The organism is Ruegeria sp. CDSB136, from assembly GCF_059610965.1.
The window spans coordinates 15,487-40,310 of the sequence record NZ_JBXWOP010000008.1; the positions used below are offsets into that span (position 1 = coordinate 15,487).

A 24,824-nucleotide genomic window follows, 5' to 3' on the forward strand; every position below is an offset into this window, starting at 1 on the left:
AAAATTTTTTACAAATTAAAGAATTAGTAGAATGGGTCATATTTTGGCCTCAATCAAACGTCACTTCACATAGCCACTGGCATTGACGCCGCTCACACTCAATCGCTGCGGCATGCAGTTGCTTTTCCCCCTCGTGGCATCTCAGATTCGACCTCCCACTTGAAAACGGATCTTGCCGTAGCGATTGAAAGCCAGTTTTTTCACATCTGATCTGGTTCGGGTCATGCCTATTGAGGCTCTGAAAACTCCTGTTCCAGCCAGGTTTCGAACAGTTGCTTCACAGGCTCATTTGCGCCTGTTCCGCTTGTCTCAACAAGAAAGTGGGATTGATTGATTGGGACCGCATCGCCGACAATCGCGATGGCCTGTCCGGACTCGATCGCGGTTTGCGCGAACCTTTCCAGCACCATTGCGTACCCTCCGCCCGCCGCAACGACGCCGATCGCGGCGACGGTTGTATCGACGGAGTAGGGGGACAAGGGTTCAGAATACGGTATGCCCAACGCTTCGAAATACTTCTGCCCCATGTCCTGAAATCCCAGAATCTGCACAAGCGGTTGCTTGCGGAGTTCGGCAACCGGAATGCTTTGCCCCGACGCCGAATCCGCCGCGACAGGTACGATACGCTCGGTCGAGATTTTTCGGGTTCGCGCATCAGGCCAGTCACCAACCCCCACGCGCAACTCGACATCCACGTTTTCGTGACCAGCCGAATCCGCCCAAATGTTCGAGACCAGCCGAATGGATACATCGGGCTGGCTGCAGGTAAATTTCGGCAGCCTATGTGCCAGCCAGAGCGTCGCTGTCGAGATTGGAGCCCGCACGGTTAGAATCTGCGCGCTTCCGGACCCGAAAAGGCTGGCGGTCGATACCGTAATATCGCTCAGCGCGCGCCGCACGGAATAGGCGTAGGCCTGTCCGACCTCTGTCAGGCTCAGGTTTCTGGCCGCGCGAAAGAAAAGCTTGCACCCCAACTGCGCCTCCAGCGAGCGGACATGCAGACTGAGTGCCGTTTGCGTTATACCCAGTTCCTTCGCCGCGGCCGTAAAGCTCATATGCCGCGCTGCGCATTCAAACGATCTGAGCCAGACAAGATTTGGGGAATTGGACACGTTCAGCACCAAAGAGAATTTGTGATTATTGCTCTTTTTATTCGTTTTACTTTTTCGCTTCAACGTCGCTAAATCGGTGCGCAAACGGAAATTTCACCGGCCTGATCAGACCGGACACCCTGGGGAACGCGCTTATGAAAGTTGGATTTATTGGTCTGGGTAATGTCGGCGGCAAGCTTTCGGGTTCGCTGCTGCGCAATGGTATGGACTTGACAGTCCATGATCTGAACGAAGAACTGGTTGATGCATTCGTGGTCCGTGGTGCGAAAAAGGCGGAAGGACCGGCGCAACTGATGCGGGATTGTGATGCGGTCATTACCTGCCTGCCGACGCCTGCTGCGTCGGACGCCGTCATGCAGCAGATGTTGCCGGAAGTAACCGACGGCAAAATCTGGATGGAGATGTCCACCACGGATGAGGCTGAAGTCAAACGCCTGGGTGCCATGGTGATGGAGCGGGGCGGGGCGGCAGTGGATTGCCCGGTCTCAGGCGGATGCCACCGCGCGGCGACAGGAAATATCTCGATCTTTGCGGGATGTGATCGCGCAACGTTCGAGCGTATCGCGCCGTTCCTCAAGACCATGGGCCGCCGTATTTTGCATACCGGTGAGTTGGGGTCGGCTTCGGTCCTGAAAGTTTTGACGAACTATCTGGCCACAGCCAATCTGGTGACCTGCTGCGAGGCTCTGGTCACGGCCAAAGCCGCAGGTATGGACCTGAATACCACCTATGAAGCGATCAAGATCAGTTCCGGCACATCGTTTGTTCATGAGACCGAGAGTCAGGTCATCCTGAACGGATCACGCGATATCTCGTTCACCATGGATCTGGTCAAAAAGGACGTGAGCCTGTTTCAGCAGGTTGCCGACCGCCACAACGTCCCGTTGGAAATCTCGCCCATGCTGGTTCAGATTTTCGAGGACGGGATCGAACGTTTTGGCGAACGTGAGTTGTCGCCCAACATTATCAGGCGCCTGGAAGAGGTCACAGGCCTGGAGATCCTTGCACCCGGCTTCCCGACCGAGATGGAAGACGATGAACCCGAAGAGCCCGGCTATGAGGTGATCCCGCAAGGCAAGGCGCTGAAAGCCGCTGAATGACCTGATCACGTCGGGCGTTGAACCGGCTCAGGCATATTATAGCTGTGGCCGCCAGGGCCATTCTATCCGGCAAGCTGGTGCTGCTAAATCGCGAGTAGGGGATTGGACATGACGACAGCGGACACCAACCCAACGGAAAATGCCGCCCATCGCCCCGAGCCTGGTCCGATGAGCCGTGAGTGGCACTGGCACCCTGAATTGCCAGTGAACCACGCGCCATATTGGCATTGGCCACCGAAACCTGGTGTTCTGGCTAAGTGGCTTTGGCAGAATTACCTGCAGGTTTCCGATCGTTCGATCTATTTGGCACTGTCGTTTGTCGTGGCGTTCTGGATGCAACCCGTTGGCCCCGAACAAACGCAATTCGCGTTCGGGTGGATGTCATGGGTTTTCATCCGAAACTGGGCTCTGCTGATCATTGTCGCAGGTGGGCTGCATTTCTGGTTCTACGGAATTGACGGGCAGGGCAAGCTGCTGAAATACGACCCAAGACCCTACATGAAGCGCAAGAATGCGCTTTATAAGTTCGGCTATCAGACCTGGGACAATATGTACTATTCGCTGGTCTACGGTGCCACGATCCTGTCGGCGCTCGAGTGCTTTTTGCGCTGGATGTATGCCAATGGTTACGTCGCGACGCTTAGCTTTGGCGCTCATCCGGTCTGGTTTATTCTACTGTTCCCGATACTCGCCATATGGCAGAGTTTTCATTTCTACATGGTGCATCTTTTTCTGCATCAACCGTTCATTTACAGACAGGTTCACGCCGTTCATCACCGCAACGTAAACACCGGACCCTGGTCGGGCATGTCGATGCACCCGGTCGAGGCGTTCGGCTATCTCAGCGCGATCCTGATCGTTCTGGTATTGCCAAGTCATCCGGTTCACATGATCTTTCTGGGATATTGGCTGATGCTGGGCGCCGCGTCATCCCATTCGGGATACGAAGCAATCTGGGCCCACGACCGCAAAGCACTCCTGATCGGTGCCTTTTTTCATCAGTTGCATCATAGATACTACGAATGCAACTACGGCAACGCGGAAATGCCCTGGGACAAGTGGTTTGGCACATATCACGACGGCTCAGAGGAGGCGACCGTACGCACGCGCAACCGGAAACGCGAAATGCATGCGTCACGGCAGTAGCTAACGTTGCTTTTTCCCGAGGTTTAATGAAAATACAACTCTAAATGGCGTTCGTCTGGATATCCCGCATAATCATGATTATGTTAATAACATGGGTATGTATCGTTTAGGTACTCGCTTTGGCCAACGACAACGGCTTCGCAATGGTTGTTTTCTGATACTTCTTATCTATATTGTCATATATGAAATATAAGGAAGCTTGTGATGTCCAGGATTCTTCATCTTTATGATGTCGCAGAAGATACCGAACGCGATCTTTCCGCGCAGGAAGCGGTTCGGCTTGCCCAAAAGGACAAATCCCTGATCCTTATCAGCGGTGTTCGGGACATGTCGCCCAGGACATTTCATCTCATCGCATCCTCGGTTGCCAGACGAAAGCTGGAGCGCGCTCAGGAGCGTATTGACGCGATGATCGATGCCTATCTCGACACGGACGCGTTCGATCAGGTCGAGGCAAAGATTGACGACGACAACGCCCGGCTGCGCGCTGAGTTCCTGAGCGATTTTGAGGTCCTTACAAGCGCCCAGATCCATGCCATGTCTGGCAGCACATCGAGAAACAAGTCAGCCACGGCGAACGACTGGAAAAAGGCCGGAAAGATCTTTTCGGTCAAACTGCAGGGCAAGGACCTGTATCCGGCGTTCCAATTTAATGCTGATGGGCGGCCCTATGCGACCTTGGCGGACGTGCTTGCTGCGCTTCCGCAGGATTTGACTCCCTGGCAAACTGCCTTTTGGCTTGTCGCGCCCCAAAACGCGCTGGATGGTGCTCGGCCGATTGACCTTGTTCAGGCCGGTGACGCGCGGGTTGTCGATGCCGCTGCGCGCGCGTTTGAAACGCCGGCAGGCTGACGGCGCGTGATACTTCCGAATGCGGCCGGACAGCATCCCTACTTTGCGCTGGAAAGCGGGCGAGAGGTCTTTCGCCTGCACCGAGACGTTCTGGATGGTGATCAGTTCAATCCCGGTTACGGCACGTCCCGCTTCGCCCCCTTTCAGGATCTCGAGGGCAAAATAGTTCCCACTCTTTACTCCGCTACCACATTTGATGGCGCGGCTTATAAAGCACTGTTCCGAGAACGTCCGGCCAAGTATCAGACATTCCCTCGTAACCGTCTTGATGACTATGCAGCAAGCCGGTTAACGACCAGGCGGGAACTTCAGTTGGTTCGTTTGTTTACGCCGGAACTCGCCGCTTGGGGCATCGCGGAAGCTGACCTGCTTACCTACGATGAAAGCAACTATCCCACTTGCCGGGAGCTTGCCGCCTTGATCTGGAAAGACAATCCCGCCGCAGATGGCATGATCTGGTCATCCGTGCGTGACAGTTCCGCATTGGCGATGATGCTGTTCGAAGATCGGGTAACACCCGGCGCGCTGACGGTAACAGAAACGCGGTACGTTCAGCGCGACGCGGACTTGCTGGATCAGCTGCGAACAACGGCGCGCCGCGCGGGCATCACGATCAGCCGTTAAGCTTGTTTTGAAAAGGTGTCGAACGCCTTGAGCGCCTTGGCGCTGTAGGCATAAGACGGGCCGCCCCCCATATAGGTCGCCATGGCCAGCGCCTCGCACAGTTCTCCCCGGCTGGCACCGAGGCGCACCAAAGAACGGACGTGAAAGCCGATACAACTGTCACACCGTGTCGCAATTGCGATCCCGAGCGCCATGAACTCTTTGGTTTTTTCGCTGAGCGCGCCGTTGGACTTGGCGGCCTTACCCATGATGCCAAAGCCTTTGACCGTCTCGGGCACTTCTTTCGAATATGTTGCGATGTCGGCCTCAATCCCGGCCATGAAGTCATTCCAGTCCATGTCGTCCTCCTTCAGCCGCGTTCGTCCGATCCCATGCGGCGTTCCAGCCAGCGCACTCCGGCGCTGATGATCAGAACCAGGATCAGATATTCAAGGATCAGCAGCGAATAGATCTCAAGCGGCCGGTATTCTGTGACCACCAGCTCGTTCGCGCGCCGCGTCAGTTCCTGCATGCCGATGACGCTGGCAAAGGCGCTCATCTTGACAATGTAGATGAACTGGTTCGCCAGCGGTGGCAAAATGCGCCGGATCGCCTGAGGCAGGATCACATAGCGCATGGTTTGAAGATAGTTCAGGCCGATGGTCTGGGCCGCCTCGGTCTGTCCCTTGGCAATCGACTGGATACCGGCCCGGTAAATCTCGGCTGTAAATGCACTATCGGACAAGGCGAGCGTGATGATCGCGCCCCAGAACGGATCAATCGGTATGTTCAGGCCCATTTCACGAAAAACGATCGGCAGGCCGTAGAAGACCCAGAACAGCATGGGCAGCAGCGGGATCGAGCGGATCAGTTCGACATAGACCCGGTTCACCAAACGCCAGCCCCTGCTTTTGGCCAGCCCCGGCAATGCCACGATCAGCCCCAGAACAATCGAAATGACAGCGGCGATCACTGAAATCAAGATGGTGTCGCCCATGCCGGAAATCAGGAATTTGACATTGATCCAGCCCGCTTCGGTCATCGGATTGATGACATACCATCCCCATGTGGAAGAACTGGAACAAGCTGCAAGCGCCAGAAACGACAGGAGAAGAAGAAGGTTTCTTTTCATCGCGTTTGGCCCCCTCAATGTTGCAGTATCTGGCTGAGAAATTTCTGGCAGCGCTCGGATCGGGGGGCGCCAAAGAACTCCTCGGGGTTGCCCTGTTCGACAATCTGCCCCGCATCCATGAACACCATGTTGTCTGCCACTTTGCGGGCAAAGCCCATCTCATGGGTCACCACGACCATGGTCATGCCTTCTTGCGCAAGTGCCACCATCACATCAAGCACTTCGGAAATCATCTCGGGGTCCAGTGCCGACGTGGGTTCGTCAAACAGCAGGACCCGGGGTTCCATGCATAACGACCGCGCGATGGCGACGCGCTGCTGCTGTCCGCCGGACAGTTGGCCGGGGCGTTTTTCGGCCTGATCCGGGATGTGAACCCGTTCCAGATAATGCCTCGCCCGAGCCTCGGCGTCGGCACGCGACATTCCTCGTGACTTGATCGGGCCAAGGGTCAGGTTTTCCAGAACGCTCAGGTGCGGGAATAGATTGAACTGCTGAAACACCATTCCGACCTCGGACCGGATGGCCGTCACGGACTTGGGGTCATTCGTCAGTTCAATTCCATCAACACGGATGGTGCCTTTCTGGTGTTCTTCCAATCGGTTGATACAGCGCACCACGGTCGATTTGCCGGACCCCGAAGGGCCGCAGATCACAACCTTTTCGCCCGACTTGATGCTGAGATTGATGTCCTTCAAAACATGGAAATCGCCGTACCATTTATTGACATTCACAAGTTCGATTGCCGTTTCGCTCACTGGCCGGGCTCCCTTGGTATGAAGTTTTCCTGGGAAGAAATATTTTTCTTGAGGTTATCGTTGCACTTGACGTTAAATCAAGCATCAAAAATGCTAGTATACAACGGCAATCAATGAACAACCAACGGGAGCACTCAGATGAAAAACCTACTCAGGACGGCCGCTGCGGCAGCCATCGGACTGGCCCTTGCCGGGGCCGCACAGGCCCAGTCAGCGCTGAACGAAATCCTTGATGGCGGTGTCCTGAAGGTTGGCACAACCGGTGACTGGAACCCGATGACCCTGCGCGACCCTGCGACCAACAGCTACAAAGGGTATGACATCGACATCATGACCGAGCTGGCCAACGACCTGGGGGTCGAGGTCGAGTTTGTTCCGACCGACTGGAAAACGCTGGTCAACGGCGTGGTCTCGGGCAAATACCACATGACCGGTTCGGCTTCGATCTCGCCGCCGCGCATGAAAGTTGCGGGTTTCTCGGAAAGCTACATCTCGGTCGAACTCTATCCTTTCACGACCAAGGACAAGGCCGACCGTTTCAACGGCTACGACTCGATCAACCAGCCTGACGTCAAGGTTGCAACAACCCTTGGCACCACATTCGAAAAACGCGCGCGCGAATGGTTCCCGAACGCGGATATCAAGGTGGTCGAGGCCCCTGCCCGCGGATTTCAGGAGGTTCTGGCCGGACGTGCCGACGTCTTTATCACGTCAAACATCGAAGGCGCGACGCTGGAAGCCAAATTTCCGGTTGTCCCCGTTGCAGGCGCCGAGGCCCGTTCTCCTTCGCCCATCGCCATGCTGCTGCCACAGGACGATCAGGTGTGGATCAATTACGTGAACAACTGGATCAAAGTGAAAAAGGCGCAGGGGTTCTTTGAGGCCAACAAGGAAAAATGGGGGCTTTGATCCCCATATTTAGAACCGTCCGCTCCGGCCGGAGCGGACGGTCTAGCCAGGCACTGCTTTGGCCAGAAGCGAAATAAAACTGACCTTGTCCGTCTTAAGCTCAACCGCCCCATGGGTCGTACTGGAATCATAACTCAGACTGTCGCCGGGGCGCATGTGGTACAAGCCTTCGCCGCACCGAAAGATCATTTCGCCCTCGGTTACATGCACAAACTCTGCCCCTTCATGCTGATAAAGCGGGCCCGGCGGCAAGGGGCCTTCAAGCGTGACAAGAAAGCTCTCAAAGCTCACGTGGCTGGCTTCGGCACGTCCGATCAGTTTGAACGCATGCCCAAAATCGCTACCCATACGCTGAACCGTCATGCCCTCGCCGGCGGCCACAAAGGATACATCCGTCACTTCGGCAGTTCCGGCGAAGAAATTGATCAGCGGAACGCCCGTGGCCTTCGCCAACGCCTCAAGCGAATTCAGCGAAGCGGATACCTGTCCCCGCTCGATCTTGGAAATCATCGCTGGCGAGACATTGGCGCGCGCCGACAGTTCAGCGATCGTCAGGCCGGCCAGAACCCTATGGGCTTTGACCGCTGCGCCGATTACCTGATCCAGCCGGGGCTTTTCCCCTTCGATGGGTGCGGAATCTTCCATGCACGCAGCGTAACGCCCCGGTACAAAAAGGGAAAGCGCGCGTAACCGTAAGGACACCTGATGCAACTGGAACACATGACCTGGTACGAAGTTGACGACCGCCTTGGCAATGGCTGCGCGGTGATGCTTCCTATCGGCTCGACCGAACAGCACGGGCCGATCGGGCGGATCGGGACCGACACGATCTGTGCCCGGGCCGTCGCGCTACGCGCCGCTGATCTGTGTGACGCGATCGTGGCACCCGCCCTGGCCTACACGCCCGCACCTTTCAACGCTGCCTTTCCCGGCACGGTTTCCGTTTCCCCGGATGTGTTCACTCTTTATGCAAAGGAAATCATTGAAGGCCTTTTGGCGCAGGGCTTTTCTGGCATCTTCATCGTTAACGGCCATGGTGCGAACATTGCACCCCTGCGGGCCATAAGCGCCGACCTGCCCCCGAACGCCTTGATCACCCGCAGCTGGTGGGAACCTGAACCCGTCAACGCATTGCGGCGTACGCTATACGGAGAATGGGAAGGGATGCACGCCACCCCGTCCGAAGTTGCCATCACGCAATCCTTGTTGGGCGTCATAACCGACGAACGCGCAGGAGAGCCGCCGCAAAAGCTGACCCCTCAATACCTGCGTGATCACAGCGGAGACCGTCACGGGCCGCCGGATGAACACCGCGCAGAATTCCCAGACGGGCGGGTCGGATCCCATTCTGCTTTGGCCACGCCCACAGACGGAGCCCGACTGCTGGAGATGGCGGCTCAAGCCATCTCACGGGAGTTTCTTGATTTTCAACAGGCAAGGAGGCAAAGTTGACAACACTTGGTGCCAGATTTTTAGCTGTACTAAAATAAATTTTGATCTTCCCCGCATTCTTCTGTTCAATGGTCAGAACAAATGGAATGCAGGAGAGACTGGATGCAAGCTCCGACAACGCGGGCAAAAACCAAGGGGCAGCCGACCGAATTGGGTCAGGCGATCCGGCGACGCCGCAAGGCGATGGGGCTGACGCTGGATCAGGTGGCCAAGAAGGCCGATCTGACGACGGGGTTTCTGTCTCAGGTCGAGCGTGGGCTCAGCTCTCCCTCCTTAACCTCTCTCATGGCAATTGCTGCGGCTTTGCAAACAACCATCGAACAACTGCTGAGCGTTCCACAGGTCTTTTCCGAGTTTGTCGCCAAGGAGAGCAGACAGACCTATTCCCTTGGCTTGCGCGGGCGGTTTTACGAGAAACTCGGGCCGGGATTTCTGGGCGCTCTGTTCCACCCGCAGATCGTTCATCGCCCGCCGGGGCACGTATCGGAACGTATGTGCCACAGCGGTGAAGCCTTTTGCTATCTGCAAGCCGGTCAACTGGAATACCATCTGGGTGATCGTGTTTTCATCATGTCACCCGGCGATGTGGTTCATCACGACACATCGACGCCGCACTATTCCGTTGTCCTGGGCGAAACCGAGGCCGTCGAACTGTGGGTTACAACCTCTCCGATCAAGGATTCCGCGCCACCAGACAGCGGTTAGGACTGCGAAAAACTCAGTCCCGGAATGCCGCGCTCTAAAAAAGTTTCAACTATTGCTAAAAAAAACTTTAGTAAAACTAAGAATCGCTTAATGTCCCTCCGCAGGAGCAAGAAGATTTGCGGGAGGAGAAGAAGATGAAGCTGAAGATATTACTGGGCGCCACGGTCGCCGCGACGCTTGCGCTGCCCGTTCTGGCGCAAGAACGCGGGGGCACATTGAACTTTGCCCGCTATGACGGATCGCGCCTGATCGATCCGATTTACGCGGACCGCAACCCCGATATCTGGATGGTTGGCAGCCTGTTCGACACGCTTTTGCGCAGCAGCCCCGATGGCAACTCGGTAGAACCCGGGCTTGCAGAAGACTATGCAGTGTCAGAGGATGGCAAGACCGTATCCCTGACCCTGCGAGAAGGTATCCAGTTCGCTGACGGCTCGCCCATGTCGGGCGCGGATGTAGTCTTTTCGCTGGATCGCGCCCGCAACCCTGACCTGAGCCCATGGGCCGGTCTGCTGGGATCGATTGACGCGGTGTCCGCGGATGGAAACGCGATCACCATCGCTTTGAAGGACCCCGATCCCACCCTGTTGTCGATGTTGGCCACATTCAACACGGCCATCGTTTCGAAAGCCGCATTTGACGCAGCCGCAGGTGAAACGGATCAGGACAAATCCGCTGCCATTTTCGCGGCCACAAGCGCAGGCTTCGGCTCCGGCCCGTTCTATTTGTGCGGCTTTGAACAAGGGGCCAGCATGGATTTCTGCGCCAACGAGCTTTACTGGCGCATGGGCGCGGATGGCAAAGCCCTGCCCTATCTGGACGGCGTCCATTTCGAGATCGTTCCCGATGATGCAACCCGCATTCTGCGCCTCCAGGCGGGAGAGGTGGATGCAGCCGAGTTCATCCCGTTCAGCCGCGTGGCCGAGCTTGAGGCCGATCCGAACATCAACATGCAGCTGTATCCGTCAACACGGATCATCTATTCGCCGATCAACACCCGTGAGACACGCGCCGACGGTTCCCCCAACCCGCTGGCAGACCCCCGCGTGCGGCAGGCGCTGAACTATGGCACCAACAAGGATGCTCTGATCGGTGTGGTTCTGCACGGTGCGGGCCAACCCATGAGCTCACCGCTGATGGCCAAAGCAACGCAATATGCGGCCGATCTGAGCCCGCTCTATAGCTATGATCTTGAAAAAGCCAAAGGGTTGATCGCGGATGCCGGGGTCGCGGACGGCACGCAGGTGACTCTGACCACGCTGGCCGGATCCGCCGATGACGCAACAATTTTCGCCGCGCTTCAGCAAATGTGGGGCGAGTTGGGAATTGATCTGGTGGTCGAACAGGTCGACGGCGCCACGCGCGGGGCCAAGAACCGCTCGGGTGAGTTTGACATTCACACCTATGGCTGGGTCAACGATGTGAACGATCCCAGCCAGGTTGTTGGCTGGCTGGGCTACACACCGACTGCCAAGGCTGTCGGCACCGGTTGGGAGAACGCAGAGTTCAACACCCTGTTCGAAGAGGCCGCCAAAGACATGGACCCGGACTCTCGAAAGGCCAAGTTCGACCGCATGCAGGCACTTTATGCCGAGGCAGCCCCCTTGCTGTTCATGTATGAAACACCTTTCGCTGTCGCGCTGGGGACGGCGGTCGAGGGCTATGTTCAGACCCCGCTTGGCAATAACATCTTCGATGAAGCCACAGTCAGCCGCTAAGAGCTGATCCCTTGCCTCGCCGCACCCTGCGGCGGGGCCCTTTGCGGAGCGTCGAATTGTCCAGCCTGTCCTACATCTTCAAACGGCTTTTGCTGATGATCCCGACCTTCTTTCTGGTCATGATCATCATATTCATGCTGGTGCGCCTGTTGCCCGGTGATCCGGCCATCGCCATGGCCGGGGACCGCGCATCTGACGCCGATATTGCTGCAATCCGGGAAAGACTGGGTCTGACGGAACCGATGCCAGTGCAATTCTGGCTGTTTCTGACCAATACTCTGCAGGGCGATCTGGGCCGTTCGATCCTGATGCGGACGGATGTCGTGGGCGTCATTGCCGATCGATTGCCGATCACGGTTTTCCTGACGATTTACTCGGTTGTGCTATCCCTGATCATCGCTGGTCCGCTGGCCTTTGTCGCGGCGCTCAATCGCGGCCGCTGGCCCGATGCGGTGATCCGCACTGTGTTCCAGATCGGCCTGTCGATGCCGGTGTTTTACATCGGACTGGTTCTGCTGACCTTTTTGGCGGCGCAGTTGCGCCTGTTCCCGGTGGGTGGCTATGGCGACACGTTTGGTGAGCGTCTCTATCACCTGTTTCTGCCTTCGGTGACCGTGGCGCTTTATACTTCGGCCATCATCATGCGGAACTTGCGCAGCGCGATTATCGAGGTTCTGGATGCCGAGTATGTCCAGTTCGCCCGCGCCAAGGGTCTGCCGCCGCGCCTGATCCTTGGCCGTCACGTGTTGCGCAACGCGCTGATCTCCACGGTCACCCTGCTGGGCCTGTCCATCGGCAATCTGATGAGCGGAACGCTGGTTACCGAGACTGTCTTTGCGGTGCCCGGAATGGGACGGCTGATGCTGGAAGCGATCTTTGCGCGCGACTACCCGCTGATACAGGGGCTGACCCTGACCTTCGCGCTTCTGGTTTCGCTGGTCTTTCTGATGACGGACCTGTTCCAAAGCCGCCTGGACCCAAGGATGCGCCTGCAATGAGTGACGTGCCTTTCACAGCCGACCGCCCATCCCTTGCCCGCGCCGCCTTGCGCAAGCCGGGTTTTGTGGCCGGTTTGCTGATCATCGGGTTTTCGACCCTGCTGGCCATCTTTCCCGGAGCGTTTGCTCCTTACGATCCAAATGCAATTGACTATCTGGCGGTGCGTCAGCCGCCATCATGGGAGCACCCGTTCGGCACCGACCTGCTAGGCCGTGACAGCTTGTCCCGCGTGATCTGGGCTTATCAGGTCAATATGCAAATGGCGATCTTCGGCACAGTTTTTGCTCTGGTGACGGGTGTCATCATCGGAGCTCTGGTCGGATATTACCGGGGCATTGCCGATCTGATCTTCGGACGGATCGTCGATGCGGTCATCACATTTCCATTTCTGGTGCTCGTGATCGCGGTGGTCGCCGTTTTGGGGCCGGGCCTTATCAACATGTATATCGCCATATCTGTGGTCTACTGGGTCTATTACGCGCGTCTGATGCGGGCCGAGGTGATCGCGCAGATGGGCAATGACTATGCGGCCGCCGGGGTCGTCATGGGCTATTCCGACCGGCGCATCATCTTCCGTCACCTGCTGCCCAATGCCATCACCCCGGTCATTGTCTACTGGATGACTGACATGGCGCTGGTGATCTTGCTGGGTTCGTCGCTGGGCTATCTTGGGTTGGGCGCGCAGCCACCGCAGGCGGAATGGGGCGTGCTGATCGCTGAGGGGCGCAATTTCATCTCGACCGCATGGTGGCTCAGCCTGATGCCCGGTTTGGCAATCGTTTTGACGGGCCTTGGCTTTTCGCTGCTGGGCGACGGGCTGGCCGATCTGCTGAGACCACGGGGATAAGAGATGACTGAACGAACTCCCATCCTCGAGGTTCAGGGGCTTAACACCACTTTCCACCGCAACGGCCGGGAACTGCCGGCCCTGCGCGACGTCAGCTTCAGCGTGGCTCGTGGCGAGGTTCTGGGGCTGGTCGGTGAAAGCGGTTCAGGCAAAAGCGTCACCCTGCGCTCGATCATCGGACTGGCGCGGCGTTATGGCGATGTCAGCGGGCAGGTCCGCTGGCAGGGCCGCGATCTGGTGCCGCTGCCGGACCGCGCTCTGCGGCAGGTCCAGGGGCGCGAGATCGCGATGATCTTTCAGGAACCCATGACCTCGCTGAACCCATTGCTGACAGTGGGTCTGCAACTGGAGGAGACATTGCGCGCACATACGGATCTGTCCGGAAAAGCCCGGCGCGACCGGGCGGTCGAGATGCTGGATCTGGTCGGTATCCCCTCGGCGGCGCAAAGGCTCAGGGATTACCCGCACCAGTTCTCCGGTGGTATGCGCCAACGGGTCATGATCGCAATCGCACTGGCCGCCAACCCCAGGTTGCTGCTGGCGGATGAGCCGACTACGGCGCTGGATGTGACCATTCAGGCGCAGATCCTCGATCTGATTCTGCGTCTGGCGGACGAGATGGAAATGGGCGTCGTCCTTGTCACTCATGATCTGGGCGTGGTCGCCCAAACCTGTGACAACGTGGCGGTTATGTATGCAGGCCGGATCGTCGAACAGGGGCCGGTTCGGGATGTGCTGCGCGAACCCCGCCATCCTTACACAGTTGGCCTGATGCGCTCGGTTCCGGAAAATCTTACACCTCGGACGCCGCTTTATTCCGTGCCGGGTGTTCCTCCATCTCTGGACGCGCTTCCGCAGGGATGCGCCTTTGCGCCACGCTGCGAGGCCTGCATCCAGCCCTGCCAGCAGGACCGCCCGGTTCTGTCGGTGATCGCGGACAGCAGGCAGGTGGCCTGCTTCAACCCTGTGACCAAGGCCGAAGGAAACGCCGCATGAACAATGCCGTGATCGAAATACGCGACCTGCATCAGCGGTTTGCCCTGGGTCGCAGCCTTTCTGATCTTGCCACCGGCCGGCCGGGTCGCGTGGTGCGGGCGCTGAATGGCGTCAGCCTGGATCTTATCCGGGGTGAAACGCTTGGCGTCGTCGGCGAATCCGGTTGCGGGAAATCCACGCTGGCCCGCTGCATCGTTCGATTGCATAGCCCCAGTGACGGGACGATCCGTTTCGAGGGGCAGGATATCTTCGAAGATGCAGGCGGCGACCGCAGTTACAACCGGCGCGTTCAGATGATGTTCCAGGACCCCTATTCCTCGCTGAACCCACGCATGACAACGGGCCAGATTCTGTCCGAGGCGTTGGCGGTCCACGACATGCGCACCAAAGCGAACATCCCCGCCCGTGTCGCGGAACTGCTGGACCTTGTGCGTCTGCCTCAGGACGCTCAGCACAAACTGCCGCACGAGTTTTCCGGTGGCCAGCGACAGCGCATCGCCATTGCCCGCGCACTGGCGGTCGAGCCCGAAGTGCTGATTGCGGATGAACTGGTTTCGGCGCTGGATGTGTCGGTGCAGGCGCAGGTGGTCAACCTGCTGCTGGACCTGCAGCAAAAACTGGGCCTGACCATCCTGTTTGTGGCTCACGACCTGCGACTGGTGCGGCATGTGTCAAATCGCGTTGCGGTGATCTATCTGGGCCGGATCGTCGAAATCGGCGATAGCGAGACATTGTTCTCCGCCCCTGCCCATCCCTACAGTCAGGCGCTTTTGTCTGCCGCGCCATCCCTGAACCCGGATGATCGGGGCAAGGCCATCCCGCTTGAAGGAGAGTTGCCCTCGCCCCTGAACATGCCATCGGGCTGCCCGTTCCATGTCCGCTGTCGCCACGCATCCGAGATTTGCAGGACCGATACTCCTGCCCTGATGCCGTTCGAAAATCGCGGCCGGGTCGCCTGCCACCACGTCAAAGAGATCAACGCCCATGCCTGACCGCGCTCGGATCGTTTCAGCCCTGCGCGACGAGATGCGCACCCGTGGTCTTAATGCATTTGTTCTGCCCCGCTACGATGCGCATCAGGCCGAATACGTCGCGCCGCATGACGAACGGCTGGCCTATGTGACCGGCTTCACCGGTACTGCCGGACTGGCCATCGTGACAGGTGACACTGTCGCCATGTTTGTTGATGGACGATATGTGGTTCAGGCTGCCAATCAATGCCCGGAACCTTTGTTCTCGCATCACCATCTGCACGACGAGCCGCCTGAATTCTGGCTGGCCACCGTTGCCGAACAGGGCTGGTCCGTCGGGTTTGACGCCATGCACCTGCCGCCCGTTTTGCATGACCGCTTCACGGATGCGCTGAATGGATCGCGCGCCCGTTTTGTCGCCGTTGAAGACAACCCTGTTGACGCGATCTGGCCCAATCAGCCCGCGCCGCCCAACGGCATCATCTCTGCCTTTCCGACACAATTCACGGGTGTAGGCGCGGATGAAAAGATCTCTCAGCTTGTCGCAACCCTGCAAAGCGGCGAGGTCGATCTGCTGGTGGAAACACAGCCGGACAACATAGCATGGCTTCTCAATGTGCGCGGTTCGGATGTGGCTTATTGTCCGGTTCCACAGTCTTTTTTGTTGGCGCGTTCATCGGGTCAGGTTGACTGGTTCGTCGAAACCAAAAAATTCAGCCCAGAAATCTGCGATCATCTGCCCGACACCGTGACGCTGCATCCGCCAGCAGCATTTCTACCGACCCTTTCGGAGTTGTCGGGTCGTGGCGCGTGCGTGCAATACGATGGCGAATTTTCCCCGGCTGCGGTGCGTCTGGCCCTCGACCGGTCATCTGCGCAAGGTCGAGCGGCCAGCAGTCCGCTGACGCTTTTCAAGGCCCGGAAAAATCCGGTCGAAATAGAAGGCCTGCGTGCCTGTCACCTTCAAGATGCCATCGCTTGGACCGAGTTCTGTGGTTGGCTAAATGCTGAAATCCCGGCGCGAGCCACTCTCAACAGACAAGTGACCGAGCTTGAAGCAAAAGACAAAATTCAGTCCTGCCGCCGCGACCGTGCCGGGTATCTTGAGGAAAGCTTCAATACCATTTCGGCCGCGGGTGCGAATGCTGCCATGTGCCATTACGCGACCATTCCGGAGGATGCGGCAACAATTGACCCTGAAGGGACATATCTGCTGGATTCCGGCGGCCAGTATGAGACCGGCACAACCGACGCCACCCGCAGCTTTGCCTTCGGAAAGGTCAGGCCGGATGGGTATGACCGCGCCTATACCGCCGTGTTTAAAGCGTTCCACGCCCTTGCAACACTGCGGTTTCCACCCGGCACACAGGGCCACCACATCGACGCCATCTGCCGCCGCCCTTTGTGGGATCTGGGGTTGGACTATGATCACGGAACCGGACATGGCATCGGGCATCGCCTTTCCGTACACGAACACCCGCAGCGTATAGGCAAGCCATACAACCCGGTGGATCTTGTGCCGGGTATGATCCTGTCCATCGAGCCGGGGTTTTATGAGATGGGCCGGTTTGGCATCCGTATCGAAAACCTGTTCGAGATCGTCGAAGAGGACGATGGCTTCATGGCGTTTTCCAACCTCACATGGATACCGATCCAGACTGATATGCTGCTTGCTGACAAGTTGTCCCAAGCGGAACAAAGCTGGCTGAACGCATACAACGCCGAGGTCCTGCGCCGGATCGGTTCGCAGCTATCACCCTCCGGGCGTGCATGGGCCGAGAGAGCCTGCGCAGCCATTGCTTGACGGGTTGTTCAGTACCTCGCAACGGTTCCAAATATTCCGGAATGGAACTTGTGCACAGGGCCCCGGCTCAAAACGGGTCGAAGCCATGTAAGAAACTTGCATGATGGGAAGACAAAGTTCAGGCTTAATCAGCGAAGTGACAGGACAGTCCGGTCATTTGTCCATCGGGTCGCTTTCAGCATATTCCAGAAGAGAAGTGACATCTGAAATCCGCGCGTGGTTGCGATCGATGACGACTCCGGTTGCCTTGAGGCGCGAAAATGCGCGGCTCAGGCTTTCGGGCTTCATTCCAAGGCGTCCGGCGATCAGCATCTTGTCATAGGGCAGCACCACCTCGCAGGCACCGCTGTCGCGATCGCAAAGACCCAGCAGGAATTTTGCCACCCTCTGTGCCCCGGTTTGCGCCTTCAGTTGCTCCAACTGCGCCACCAGTGAATGCAGGTGAGTAAACGTTGCCGCCAGTATCGAGATACCGATTTCGGGGTCTTCCTTCATCAGAGATATCAGCACAGGGATCGGGATATGCATCACCTGACAACGCGACACGGCCTCGGCCGAGACCGGATAGGGCATATTGCGCAACGCCACCGCCTCGCCAAAGCTTTCGCCCTTGGTGAACACGCTGACCACTGCCTCGGCACCGGACGGAGACATCCGGAACAGTTTGATCCACCCAGCCAGAACCACGTGAACGGCCTGAGCCGTCTCTTCCTGCAGAAAGATGGTTTCCCCACGGTCGTATTCGCGCCAGATGGCTTGGCTCAGTAACGTATCTACATGTTGCTCTGGCAAGCTCCTGAGCAGCAAAGACTGCCGGGCAACTGCCTTTTCGGCTTCATGGGCCACGAATATTCCCCTTTTTCAGGCCGGGTCTCCGACCGGTATTTTCCTTGCTTTATGGCTATGCCAAAGCCATCGCCCAGGCACCAGCCCTTTCCCGCCCACCAACTTGACTATTGTCATGTCACGCCTCGGCCGCAGCGATTAACCTCGCTGCAAAGCCAGCAATCCGCGGGAGCACACACCATGGACTACGAGCGATTTTTCAGTCAAAGCCTCGACGCATTGCGGGATGAGGGAAACTACAGGGTTTTCATCGATTTGCAACGCCACCGCGGCGCTTTTCCAAATGCGCGGCAAACCGATGGCGATATCCAGCGCGATGTGCGGATCTGGTGCTCGAACGACTATCTGGGCATGGGTCAGCATCCGGATGTGATCAACGCGATGCAAAATGCGTTGAATCGCTGCGGCGCAGGTGCGGGTGGAACGCGCAACATTTCCGGCACAACCCACGATCATGTGTTGCTCGAGGCGGAACTGGCTGACCTGCACGGGAAAGAAGCCGCGCTGCTGTTTACGTCCGGTTACGTTTCGAACTGGGCCGCGCTTGGTACACTTGCGGCGAAAATTCCTGGTCTGATCGTGTTCTCCGACGCGCTGAATCATGCCTCGATGATCGAGGGCATTCGCCACTCACGGGCGCAAAAGGTGATCTGGCAACACAACGACCTTGCCGATCTCGAGGCCAAACTGGCCGCCGCTGACCCCGATGCGCCCAAGATGATCGCCTTTGAATCCGTTTACTCAATGGACGGGGATATCGCCCCGATCAAAGAGATCTGCGACCTGGCCGACAAGTACGGGGCGATGACTTACCTGGATGAAGTTCACGCCGTTGGCCTCTATGGTCCACGTGGCGGCGGCATCGCAGAACGTGAAGGCCTGATGCACCGCCTGACCGTCATCGAAGGCACGCTTGGCAAAGCGTTCGGAGTAGTGGGCGGTTATATCGCGGCGTCGGTCGCCTTGTGCGATTTCGTGCGCAGCTTTGCCAGCGGGTTCATCTTTACGACCGCCCTGCCGCCGGCGATTGCAGCCGGGGCGGCGGCATCAATTCGGCATCTGAAACAGTCGAACGCCGAGCGCGGTTTGCAGAAGGCCCGTGTGGAACAGGTCCGGGCCAGACTGGATGCCGAAGGCATCCCGCATCTTCCCAACCCCAGTCACATCATTCCGGTGATGGTGGGTGATCCGGTGAAATGCAAATTCATCTCGGACACGCTGCTGGAAGAATTCGGCATTTATATCCAGCCGATCAACTATCCGACCGTTCCCAAAGGCACCGAGCGTCTTCGGATCACGCCGTCGCCCGTCCATACTGACGCAGATATCGCTCATCTTGTCGGCGCGCTGTCCGCGCTGTGGCAACGCTGTCAGATTGCCCGGAGGCCGATGGCAGCGCAGTGATACCGGCTTGAAAATTGTATAAAATGGCCGCCCTTTCGGGCGGCTTTTTCTATCATACCAGGTAGAGGCCAAAAACCGTGACTGAAAACCCGGTCAGTACCATTGTAAGGCCTCGTAGCCAGCCGGGGCTGTCCGTCAGGTCGAGGTAGCGCGCGAGGATGAGGCGCGCCTTGAGCAACGCCAAAAGCAGGATTCCACCCCCTATTGTCGCAGGCGCCGCAGGCAGCAGGGTCAGAAGCGCGGATGCCAGGCTGAGCGCCAGTAGTCCAAGCCAGGCCTTTGTTAGCGGGTTCGGGAGCCTCCGGCGGGAGTATTTGGGAAAAGATGAAGAGGCGGCCATGATGTTCATCCCAGCAGGTAGATGACCGGGAACAGCATGATCCAAACCAGGTCGACCATGTGCCAGAACTGGGCGCCTGCCTCGACATTTCGGGGGTCATCCCGCCAGGCGACCAGCAGGAGGATGAAGGTTCCGGCCAGCACATGTGCGGCGTGAAATCCAGTCAGCATATAGTAGAAGAGAAAGAACGGATGGGTTTCGTAGCTGATACCCTGCGCTGCTTTGTCGGCATATTCCACCCCTTTGATGACAAGGAAAACCAGTCCCAGCAGGGACGCACCCAACAGTGCCAATCTGGCGGTATTCCGGCGGGCATCCCGCCGCCAGCGCAGTGCCTGTGCGGCCAGATAGCCGGACGTTACAAGAACGATGGTGTTCAATGCAGCTCCGGTGCGGTGAAGATGCGACTGGGCTTCGGCAAATCCTGCGGGGTCAGTCAGACGCACGCCCATGAAGGCGATCAGCCCTGCCCCGAACACCAGCAGTTCACTGATGATCAGCACCCACATCAGCAATTCGCCGGGCAGTTCGTCGATCAGGGTGGCGTCGCTCATGCGCCGACCAGTTGTCGATAGATTTGCGGCAGGGCCATTGTCAGCCGGTGCGGGTCCGGGATGACGGCAAAGCCACCCTGCCCGAACATGCGCGGGAACCAGCTTTTGCCGGTCTTGTCGATGGTGACGCCAAAGACCGAATGACCGGCACGGCGGGCTTCGCGCACAGCCATGCAGGTATCTTCGATACCGTGTCGGCCCTCGTAATGGTCAAGGTCGTTGGGTTTGCCATCGGTGATGACCAGCAGCAGGCGGCGCTTGCGAGATTGCGCGGCAAGGTCGGCGGAACAGTGGCGAATTGCGGCTCCGAGTCGGGTGTAGTGCCCCGGTCGCAGCGAAGCGATACGTTGCTCGACCTTCGGCCCCATGGGTTCGTCAAATCGTTTGCAGCGCTGAACGTATACGCGTTCGCGTTTCAGCGAACTGAAGGCGTAGATGGCGAAATCGTCGCCGCAGGCATTCAGGCCCCAGGCCAGCGCCGCCAGCGCCTCGCGTTCTATGTCGATCACAGCGCGGCCGGTGACGGCGCTTTCGGTTGAGCGGCTGACATCCAGCAGGATCGACACCGCCAGATCGCGGGCCTCGGGGCGGGATTGCATCCAGACGCGTTCGTTGCTTTCCCCGCTTGCGAGTCGGTCGGTAGCAGCCCGCACGGCGGCTTCGATGTCGAGTTGATCACCGTCCAGATGACCTCTGGTCATGACCCGACCGGGGCGCAGGGCTTCGAACTGGCGTTTGACGGCACGAATGCGGCGGGCCGTGGCGGGGTCCTTGCCGAACTCGGCTGCATCCTCGCGGATATCGGCGTCGGACAGCAGAACGTTGACGTGGTCGGGCAGGTATTGACCGGTGCGCACGTCCCATTCAGGATAGAGGATGCGGCCTGACAGGCGTTCTCGGTTCACGTCTTCTGGCGCGAGATCGAGGTGGAGTTTTAACTTGGTCGGCGGCGCCTTGGAGATCTGACCGAGGCCGATCTCCTCCTGATCGTCGGCCGCTTTCTTCGCGTTGTCGGGGTCATCATCATCGATACGACGGTTGATGTTCAAAAACTCGGCCCAGCTGAGGATTGCTTCGAACTTGTGCAGGATGAAACTGTCGCTGCGCGAAGCCTGGTCAGATTTTCGGCGCCGCGCGCGGTGGGTCTTTTCACCGGATTCTTCGGGTGGGCCTTCTGTATCCGGGTTTTCAACCTCGTTATGTTCGGAAAACCCGACGGCGCGCAACTCGGGCCACAGCGGGACCGGGCGGAAATGCTGATAGCCGCGCGGGGCGGTGAGATCGTCACCCAGTGCCAAAAGCTCTTGGGCTTTCGGTGACAGGGGCGCGGGGTCACCCAGCATGTTGCGGACAACCTCTTCGACCGCCGCCTCGAGCGGTGGCAAGCCGGGTATGTTCCGTTGATACAGAACGCCCTTGCAGAGTTCAGCGTACAGCGGGCGCAGACCGGGTGCATTTTCCAATGTCGCCTCGACCATGTGCCGGGCAGCGACCAGTGCGCGCAGGTCGCCGCGCAGAGGATCGTCTTCGTCAATTCTTTTTGCGGCATGGGCGGCAGTTGCGGCCAGCCAGACATAGAGCGCGCCGTTTGCTTCACGCGCTGGGAATACGGCCAGCCGGTCCGGCAGGCGCAGTACTTCCCCGTCGAACGACGCGCGCGGCATCAGTTCGGTTTCGGTCGCCAGACGGCGGCGCCAGCCGAGACGGTGGCGCGAAATTTCGGGTGAGACCGGGCGCAATTCGACGCCCGGGCTGCCCCCCAGTCCCCGGAAGAGGACTGCCAGCCGCCCCGCGACCTCAGAGAGGTCGACCGCGGCTCCAACATGCACCTCAGGTGCATCGAGGCGGCTGGCAAGGGTGTGCCACAGTTTCCCGATCGTTTCTTCGGGTTCCCATGGCTCGAAATCGATCTTGACCATCGGCCGGCCTCACCCAAAGACAGCCGTAACAAGATCGAGGAGCCCGCGTTTGATATCCTCGTCATCAGTCAGAGGTTCGATCATGGCGGCAAGGATGGCGCGGTCGGTGGACATGCCCTGCGCGATCAGCGTTGCGGCATAGACGACCAGACGGGTGGAAACGCCTTCCTCAAGATCCTGACCCTTGAGCCCGCGCAGCTTGCCTGCAAGGCGCACCAGCGGTTTGCAGCGTTCCAGCGGCAGGCCGCTTTCCTGTGCAACGACTTCGGCCTCCATCTCGGGCGACGGGAAGTCGAACTCCAGCGAGATGAAACGCTGACGGGTCGAGGGTTTCAGAGTTTTCAGGATGTTCTGGTAGCCGGGGTTGTATGAGGCCACCAACATGAAGCCGGGTGCCGCCTCAAGCTCTTCGCCGGTGCGATCGATCGGCAGGATGCGCCGGTCGTCGGTCAGCGGGTGCAGAACGACGGTGACGTCCTTGCGAGCCTCGACTACCTCATCAAGGTAACAGATTGCACCTTCTCGTACTGCGCGAGTCAGGGGGCCATCGACCCAGACGGTCTCGCCGCCTTTCAGCAGGTAGCGGCCGATCAGGTCTGCGGCGGCCAGGTCATCATGGCAGGCGACGGTGTAAAGCGGGCGGCCAAGGCTGGCGGCCATATGGGCCACAAAGCGGGTCTTGCCGCATCCGGTCGGTCCTTTCAGCAGAACCGGCAGGTTGTTGGTATAGGCGGCGGCGAACACGTCGCATTCGTCGCCTTGGGGCAGGTAGAAGGGGGCGTCAGCCGCCCCCGTTCCCAGTTGCATGGAGCCGTCCATATCCATTACTCCGCAGGAGTTTCAGCTGCGCCGGGTTCAATGACCTCTTTCCGGGGGACCCAGATCGAGTAGATGAACAGCAGCGCACCAAGCACCACGACCAGACCAGAGCCAAGGCGCATCCAGTAGAAGATCGCGATCTGATCCTGCACATCCATGAAGTAGTCACCGACCACTCGTTGCATGTGTGTCTGGACAGTTCCGGCGAAGGTCAGCACGAAGGTCATGAAGACCATACCACCTGTCATCAGCCAGAAGGAAGCCATGTTCAGAACCTGATTATAAGGATCGCGGTTCTTGAGGATCGGCATTGCGTAGCTGAAGATCGCCAGGTTGAGGCAGACATAGGCGCCGTAGAAGGCCAGGTGACCGTGTGCGGCCGTGATCTGCGTACCGTGGGTGTAATAGTTCACACCATGCAGCGTATGCAGGAAGCCCCAGACACCGGCCCCGAAGAAGGCCAATGTGGCGCAGCCCAGCGACCACAACAGGGCGGCCTTATTGGGGTGGTCACGGCGGCCTTTCCAGACCATGACGAAGGCAAAGGCCATCATCGCGAAGAACGGGATCACCTCGAGGCTCGAGAAGATCGAACCGATCCACTGCCAGTAGGCGGGTGTACCGATCCAGTAATAGTGGTGGCCGGTGCCGAGGATGCCCGAGAACAGTGCGGCAGCGACGATGACGTAGAGCCACTTTTCAACCACCTCACGGTCAACACCGGTCAACTTCAGCATCAGATAGGCCAGGATCGAGGCCATGATCAGTTCCCACACACCTTCAACCCACAGGTGGACAACATACCACCAGTATTGCTTGTCTAGCGACAGGTTGCCGGGGTTGTAGAAAGCGAACAGGAACAAAAGCGCCAGACCCCACAGACCCAACAGAAGGATGTTGGTGATAGCGGTCTTCTTGCCCTTAAGAACGGTCATCGACACGTTGTAAAGGAAGATCAGCGCGGCCACGACGATACCCGCCTTGACCCATTTGGGCTGTTCCAGGAACTCACGCCCTTCTTTGCCCAACAGCCAGTTGCCTTCGAACAGGTTGAAGACATAGGTCACGACCACGCCCAGCGTGCCGACGACCAGAATGATCAGCTGCAGATAGGCCAGCTTGGGCGAGTGGATCTCGCGCTCGGCCTCTTCCGGGATCAGGAAGTAAGCAGCGCCGAAGAAGCCCAGGATCAGCCAGACGATCAGCGAGTTGGTGTGAAGCATCCGCACGATATTGAACGGCAGAAGCTCACTCAGGAAGTTTGGCGATACATAGATCAGTCCGGCCAGCAGGCCGCCGATCACCTGGATCGCGAACAGGCCCATTGCCACTGCGAAGTAGGCGTAGGCGATTTTTTGGGATTCGTATTTCATTGTCCTTGTCCCTTTCTCAGCCTGCCTCGTTGGGCGGCCAGCCCTGAGCGTCGATATTGTCCGTCCAGATCAGGAAGTTGGTCAGGTCGCGGAGTTCTTCGTCGCTGAGGTTGAAATTGGGCATCTGTCGGCGACCGGGAATGCCGGTCGGCTGCGCCTCCATCCAGCCCTTGAGGGATTCAAAGGCTGCTTCCGGGTCGTCCAGCACACCCCAACGGGTCATCACGTTACCGACTTCGGGGGCGAAGTAGGCCCCTTCGCCGAGAATCGAGTGACAGTTGATGCAGGCGTGTTTTTCCCAGACGTGCTTGCCGCGAACCACACTTTCGTCAAGCTTTGCCGCGTTTTCGGAATTGACGATATACAGGTGGGAATGGGCCGACAGGGCCAGAAAGATTAGAATGAAGAACAGTGACCCGCCATAGAATATATTGCGAGCCATGCTCTTTGTCATGACTTCTCGCATCG

General features: G+C 58.3%; 26 protein-coding genes. 14 read left to right on the forward strand and 12 right to left on the reverse strand.

The window, feature by feature from the left end; all coding sequences use genetic code 11:
• Positions 1-227: 227 nt before the first annotated feature.
• Positions 228-1,121, reverse strand: coding sequence for a LysR family transcriptional regulator (locus tag AC2FIR_RS10095; protein WP_496762279.1), 894 nt, complete (start codon positions 1,119-1,121; stop codon positions 228-230).
• A gap of 125 nt (positions 1,122-1,246) precedes the next feature.
• Here AC2FIR_RS10095 and AC2FIR_RS10100 point away from each other — a divergent pair, with 125 nt between their 5' ends.
• The 4 genes from AC2FIR_RS10100 (at position 1,247) to AC2FIR_RS10115 (ending at position 4,834) form a co-directional block, all read left to right on the forward strand.
• Positions 1,247-2,212: an NAD(P)-dependent oxidoreductase gene (locus AC2FIR_RS10100; protein ID WP_496745248.1), complete on the forward strand. Its 966-nt coding sequence runs from the start codon at positions 1,247-1,249 to the stop codon at positions 2,210-2,212.
• Positions 2,213-2,320: 108 nt separating this feature from the next.
• Entirely contained in the window at positions 2,321-3,358 is a 1,038-nt protein-coding gene (locus AC2FIR_RS10105) for a sterol desaturase family protein (RefSeq protein ID WP_496745250.1), read from the forward strand.
• 204 nt (positions 3,359-3,562) lie between these two features.
• Positions 3,563-4,210 carry a hypothetical protein gene (locus AC2FIR_RS10110; protein WP_496762282.1) on the forward strand — a complete coding sequence of 216 codons (648 nt, stop codon included), beginning with the start codon at positions 3,563-3,565 and terminating at the stop codon, positions 4,208-4,210.
• Positions 4,211-4,216: 6 nt separating this feature from the next.
• Positions 4,217-4,834, forward strand: a complete 618-nt coding sequence (locus tag AC2FIR_RS10115; RefSeq protein WP_496762284.1) for an RES family NAD+ phosphorylase — start codon at positions 4,217-4,219, stop codon at positions 4,832-4,834.
• Here the strand turns inward: AC2FIR_RS10115 and AC2FIR_RS10120 are convergent.
• From AC2FIR_RS10120 to AC2FIR_RS10130, 3 genes are read right to left on the reverse strand one after another with little or no spacing between them, the layout of a single operon-like run.
• Entirely contained in the window at positions 4,831-5,172 is a 342-nt protein-coding gene (locus tag AC2FIR_RS10120; RefSeq protein WP_480915108.1) for a carboxymuconolactone decarboxylase family protein, read from the reverse strand. The genes AC2FIR_RS10115 and AC2FIR_RS10120 overlap by 4 nt on opposite strands.
• An 11-nt stretch (positions 5,173-5,183) precedes the next feature.
• The gene (locus tag AC2FIR_RS10125; protein ID WP_170678648.1) at positions 5,184-5,945 is read right to left on the reverse strand and encodes an amino acid ABC transporter permease; all 762 of its coding nucleotides are present in this window, start codon (positions 5,943-5,945) and stop codon (positions 5,184-5,186) included.
• Between the two features lie 14 nt (positions 5,946-5,959).
• Entirely contained in the window at positions 5,960-6,700 is a 741-nt protein-coding gene (locus tag AC2FIR_RS10130) for an amino acid ABC transporter ATP-binding protein (protein WP_496745256.1), read from the reverse strand.
• 138 nt (positions 6,701-6,838) lie between these two features.
• On the opposite strand from AC2FIR_RS10130, the gene AC2FIR_RS10135 reads away from it, so the two are divergent.
• On the forward strand, positions 6,839-7,609 hold the full coding sequence (locus tag AC2FIR_RS10135) for a transporter substrate-binding domain-containing protein (RefSeq protein WP_170613967.1): 771 nt from the start codon (positions 6,839-6,841) through the stop codon (positions 7,607-7,609).
• Positions 7,610-7,651: 42 nt separating this feature from the next.
• Here the strand turns inward: AC2FIR_RS10135 and AC2FIR_RS10140 are convergent, their stop codons facing one another.
• Positions 7,652-8,254, reverse strand: coding sequence for a helix-turn-helix domain-containing protein (locus AC2FIR_RS10140; RefSeq protein WP_480915114.1), 603 nt, complete (start codon positions 8,252-8,254; stop codon positions 7,652-7,654).
• Positions 8,255-8,314: 60 nt separating this feature from the next.
• On the opposite strand from AC2FIR_RS10140, the gene AC2FIR_RS10145 reads away from it, so the two are divergent.
• From AC2FIR_RS10145 to AC2FIR_RS10180, 8 genes are all read left to right on the forward strand, one after another.
• On the forward strand, positions 8,315-9,061 hold the full coding sequence (locus AC2FIR_RS10145) for a creatininase family protein (RefSeq protein ID WP_480915115.1): 747 nt from the start codon (positions 8,315-8,317) through the stop codon (positions 9,059-9,061).
• 102 nt (positions 9,062-9,163) lie between these two features.
• On the forward strand, positions 9,164-9,766 hold the full coding sequence (locus AC2FIR_RS10150; protein ID WP_480915117.1) for a helix-turn-helix domain-containing protein: 603 nt from the start codon (positions 9,164-9,166) through the stop codon (positions 9,764-9,766).
• Between the two features lie 134 nt (positions 9,767-9,900).
• On the forward strand, positions 9,901-11,484 hold the full coding sequence (locus AC2FIR_RS10155; RefSeq protein WP_496762286.1) for an ABC transporter substrate-binding protein: 1,584 nt from the start codon (positions 9,901-9,903) through the stop codon (positions 11,482-11,484).
• 56 nt (positions 11,485-11,540) lie between these two features.
• Positions 11,541-12,482: an ABC transporter permease gene (locus AC2FIR_RS10160; protein ID WP_170807990.1), complete on the forward strand. Its 942-nt coding sequence runs from the start codon at positions 11,541-11,543 to the stop codon at positions 12,480-12,482.
• Positions 12,479-13,330 (forward strand): ABC transporter permease, encoded by an 852-nt coding sequence (locus tag AC2FIR_RS10165; RefSeq protein ID WP_496745261.1) that lies wholly within the window; start codon positions 12,479-12,481, stop codon positions 13,328-13,330. Before AC2FIR_RS10160 ends, AC2FIR_RS10165 begins: the two co-directional genes overlap by 4 nt.
• 3 nt (positions 13,331-13,333) lie before the next feature.
• Positions 13,334-14,326 carry an ABC transporter ATP-binding protein gene (locus AC2FIR_RS10170; RefSeq protein ID WP_480524459.1) on the forward strand — a complete coding sequence of 331 codons (993 nt, stop codon included), beginning with the start codon at positions 13,334-13,336 and terminating at the stop codon, positions 14,324-14,326.
• Positions 14,323-15,318, forward strand: coding sequence for an ABC transporter ATP-binding protein (locus AC2FIR_RS10175; protein WP_170613972.1), 996 nt, complete (start codon positions 14,323-14,325; stop codon positions 15,316-15,318). The genes AC2FIR_RS10170 and AC2FIR_RS10175 overlap by 4 nt, the downstream gene beginning before the upstream one ends.
• Positions 15,311-17,101, forward strand: a complete 1,791-nt coding sequence (locus tag AC2FIR_RS10180; RefSeq protein WP_496745263.1) for an aminopeptidase P family protein — start codon at positions 15,311-15,313, stop codon at positions 17,099-17,101. Before AC2FIR_RS10175 ends, AC2FIR_RS10180 begins: the two co-directional genes overlap by 8 nt.
• 153 nt (positions 17,102-17,254) lie before the next feature.
• Here AC2FIR_RS10180 and AC2FIR_RS10185 read toward each other — a convergent pair whose 3' ends face one another.
• The gene (locus tag AC2FIR_RS10185; RefSeq protein ID WP_170613974.1) at positions 17,255-17,947 is read right to left on the reverse strand and encodes a Crp/Fnr family transcriptional regulator; all 693 of its coding nucleotides are present in this window, start codon (positions 17,945-17,947) and stop codon (positions 17,255-17,257) included.
• A gap of 180 nt (positions 17,948-18,127) precedes the next feature.
• On the opposite strand from AC2FIR_RS10185, the gene hemA reads away from it, so the two are divergent.
• On the forward strand, positions 18,128-19,351 hold the full coding sequence (gene hemA / locus AC2FIR_RS10190) for a 5-aminolevulinate synthase (protein WP_496745266.1): 1,224 nt from the start codon (positions 18,128-18,130) through the stop codon (positions 19,349-19,351).
• A 52-nt stretch (positions 19,352-19,403) separates the two neighbouring features.
• On the opposite strand, the gene AC2FIR_RS10195 is transcribed toward hemA, so the two are convergent.
• Genes AC2FIR_RS10195 through AC2FIR_RS10220 form a run of 6 tightly spaced genes read right to left on the reverse strand, consistent with a single transcriptional unit; the run spans position 19,404 to position 24,822 of the window.
• A complete protein-coding gene (locus AC2FIR_RS10195; RefSeq protein WP_496745268.1) occupies positions 19,404-19,691 on the reverse strand; it encodes a cytochrome C oxidase subunit IV family protein in 288 nt (95 codons plus the stop codon).
• A 5-nt stretch (positions 19,692-19,696) separates the two neighbouring features.
• Positions 19,697-20,245, reverse strand: a complete 549-nt coding sequence (locus AC2FIR_RS10200; protein WP_480915129.1) for a cytochrome c oxidase subunit 3 — start codon at positions 20,243-20,245, stop codon at positions 19,697-19,699.
• The gene (locus tag AC2FIR_RS10205; RefSeq protein WP_496745271.1) at positions 20,242-22,164 is read right to left on the reverse strand and encodes a nitric oxide reductase activation protein NorD; all 1,923 of its coding nucleotides are present in this window, start codon (positions 22,162-22,164) and stop codon (positions 20,242-20,244) included. The genes AC2FIR_RS10200 and AC2FIR_RS10205 overlap by 4 nt, the downstream gene beginning before the upstream one ends.
• Before the next feature lie 9 nt (positions 22,165-22,173).
• Positions 22,174-22,983: a CbbQ/NirQ/NorQ/GpvN family protein gene (locus tag AC2FIR_RS10210; protein ID WP_480524469.1), complete on the reverse strand. Its 810-nt coding sequence runs from the start codon at positions 22,981-22,983 to the stop codon at positions 22,174-22,176.
• Between the two features lie 5 nt (positions 22,984-22,988).
• Positions 22,989-24,356: a cbb3-type cytochrome c oxidase subunit I gene (locus AC2FIR_RS10215; RefSeq protein WP_170678681.1), complete on the reverse strand. Its 1,368-nt coding sequence runs from the start codon at positions 24,354-24,356 to the stop codon at positions 22,989-22,991.
• Between the two features lie 16 nt (positions 24,357-24,372).
• Positions 24,373-24,822 (reverse strand): c-type cytochrome, encoded by a 450-nt coding sequence (locus tag AC2FIR_RS10220; protein ID WP_480915134.1) that lies wholly within the window; start codon positions 24,820-24,822, stop codon positions 24,373-24,375.
• Positions 24,823-24,824: the final 2 nt, after the last annotated feature.